This is a genomic window from Homoserinimonas sp. (assembly GCF_056262345.1).
This window is the reverse complement of the sequence record NZ_JBACFR010000183.1, coordinates 1-2,539: the sequence shown is the minus strand read 5'-3', so window position 1 is coordinate 2,539 and position 2,539 is coordinate 1. Positions and strand designations below refer to the sequence as shown.

Annotated in this window: 2 protein-coding genes; both read right to left on the bottom strand. The window is 63.8% G+C overall.

The features are described from left to right. Window positions 1-543 (bottom strand): gluzincin family metallopeptidase (locus AC062T_RS09260; RefSeq protein ID WP_476029377.1); only part of this gene is annotated, 543 nt, incomplete at its 3' end. A gap of 75 nt (window positions 544-618) precedes the next feature. Next, on the bottom strand, window positions 619-2,514 hold the full coding sequence (locus tag AC062T_RS09255; protein WP_476029379.1) for a YhgE/Pip family protein: 1,896 nt from the start codon (window positions 2,512-2,514) through the stop codon (window positions 619-621). Window positions 2,515-2,539: the final 25 nt, after the last annotated feature.

Genomic DNA, 2,539 nt, shown 5'->3' with positions numbered 1-2,539 from the left:
TTCGTGACCGATAACGCTGAGGGAGGCAGTGAACCGCCCGAAGACCTCCCCGTCGCCGTCGCCGAACACCATGCGGCTTCCGTCCCAGAATGCATTGTCATAGCGGTTGCCGTAGTGAACTGTGGCATCCAGTCGCGCGTTCTTGCCGTCGACGGAGGCCCAGCCAAAGGCGGAGAGCAGCAGCGTGTGGGTCGCGCCCAGGCCATCCCAGGCCTCCGTCACCGCAATGTCACCGGCTGCAGTATCACCGTCGTCGGAGCGCACGAGGACTCCGGGCAGTTCTGTGCTGTTGTTCGCATCGAAGATACGCCGATGGGGCCCGGACTGCGTCCCGTCAGTGGGGTGTGCTAGCTCGGGGGCCAGCGCAGAAGGATGAGGTGACAGTCGACCCTGCCGAAGACCCTGGTCGGTTTCGAGCGCGTGGCGTGCTGCTGTCGCCGCCGCTTCGAACCGGGGGTCTTCTGCCCGGGCGAGGTGAGCGAGCAGGTAGGGCGGAACAACGAACCTGGGTACCGGGGTGAGGGAGGTTGACGTGGCTGGCATTGATGTATCTTCACATCGGCCACCGACGTAGCTGGGCGAGACGCGGGCATACCCGGCAAACGCTCGGGTAGGCGGCTAGCCGATCAGGCTCGGCTCCAGGTCTCCGAGCGTTCGGAAGCGCGTCATCCGTGCGACACCGAGTGACGCGACCACCAGTGCTGTGGCGAGCCAGGCAAGGAGCACCCAGGCATCGTTGATCGCGTCAGTGAGATTTCCGCCGTACATCAGCTGTCTGAGCCCGTCCACGGTGTACGACATGGGGAACAGATGGTGGATAAAGGCGAGCGGGGCAGGGAGGGTCTGCCAGGGAAAAGTTCCGCCGGCGGTTACGAGCTGAAGCACCATCATCACGAGTCCGAGAAACTCGCCGACGCTGCCGAGCCAGATATTGAGGGCGAGGAGTATCGAGGCAAATGTTGCCGACGACAGCACCATGAGGCCGATGGTTCCTGCGGGATTTTCGACCCTGAACCCCAGAACGACGGCCACGATGATGAACAGGCTGATCATCTGGAGCACCCCGATCATGGCGGGCGTCAACCAGCCGGCAATGGTGATCTTCACGGGGGAGTGCAGGGCGGTGATGGCTCGGCGAGAGAAGGGTTTGATGATGAGAAATAGCGCATAGATGCCGATCCAGGCAGCGAGAGCCATAAAGAAGGGGGCGAGCCCTGCTCCATAGGTTCCCGCCTCCGCGACTGCCGCAGTTTTCACGCTGACGGGGTTTGCAATGTTCTTGGCTTGTGCCGCCCGTTGCTGCTCCGTTGTTTCAGGGATTCGCTGGATGCCGTCGGCCAGCCCCGATTGGAGCGTCGCCAGCCCAGAAACCAGTTGCGGTAGCCCTGATGAGAGTTCCGCTGCGCCCGAATTGACCTCGGACGCACCGGTCGCGAGTTCCGCTGAGCCTGCCGCGGCAGATTGGATGCCATTGGTGAGTGTCGGAGCGGCTTGCGCCAGTCTCTGTGCCCCAGAGGCGACCTCGCTTGACCCTGCAGCGAGGGCGTCGAGCTGGCCGACGGCCTGCTTGAGCCTGGCATCGCCGTTCTGCACGGCGGCGTTGAGGTCGTCAAGAACCGTGAGGGCCTCGGCGATCTGAGCGGGGGTGAGCCCCGAGGTCAGGAGGCGTTGTTCGATCTCGTTTCGCACCGGCTGCAGCCTCGCGATCACATCGGAGGAGGCCGCGCTGGCCTGGTCGCCGAGGGCGGCGACGCGCTGATTGCCGGAGGCGACCTCGGCCGCACCGTTGGCTAGTGCGGTGCTTTCTGCGGGAAGCGAGGCGGTGCCGGAGGCGAGCTGGCCGAGGCCATCGCGCAGGGTGGCCGACCCGCTTGCCAGCTGTGTGGTGCCAGAGGCCAGTTCCGTGGCACCAGCCGAGGCCGTCTGTGCTCCAGAGAGAAGCTCCGTTACCCCGTCGCTCGCGGTGGAGAGGCTCGTGCGAATGATCGAGAGGGAGATGAGAAAGGTTGAGGCTGCTTCTTCGTTCACCTGCGCCACAATGTCGTTCGTGATGGTCTTAATCGCTTGTTGGCCGATCGTGGTGCCGAGATAGCTGTTGGCATCGTTCGTCGTGAGAACGAGCTCTGCCTGGCGGGGGTCATCGGTTGAGGACGAGGCGATGGCTTCTGAGAAACCCCGGGGGAGCGTCACGGCAAAGTCGAATCGCTGATCGTCGACGCCCTGTGCCGCTTCCTTGGCGGAGACCCTGTGCCAGTCGAACGTATTGGAGTCAAGGATCTTCGTGGCGATGCGGTCCCCGTAGTTTGTATAGGTGCCATCGGAGGTGACACCGCGATCGGCCACGACCAGCGCGACGGGGATCTGGCCCAGGCGGTCGTAGGGGTCCTGATTGGCCCACAAGTAGAACCCGCCATACAGCAGGGGCACGATTCCGAGGGCGACCAGGGCGATGAACGCCATGGGCTTGCGAACCAGTCTCCGAAACTCTGCGGCGATCATTGCCGGGATCTTCACGATGTGCCTTCCTGTGGGGTGGCGT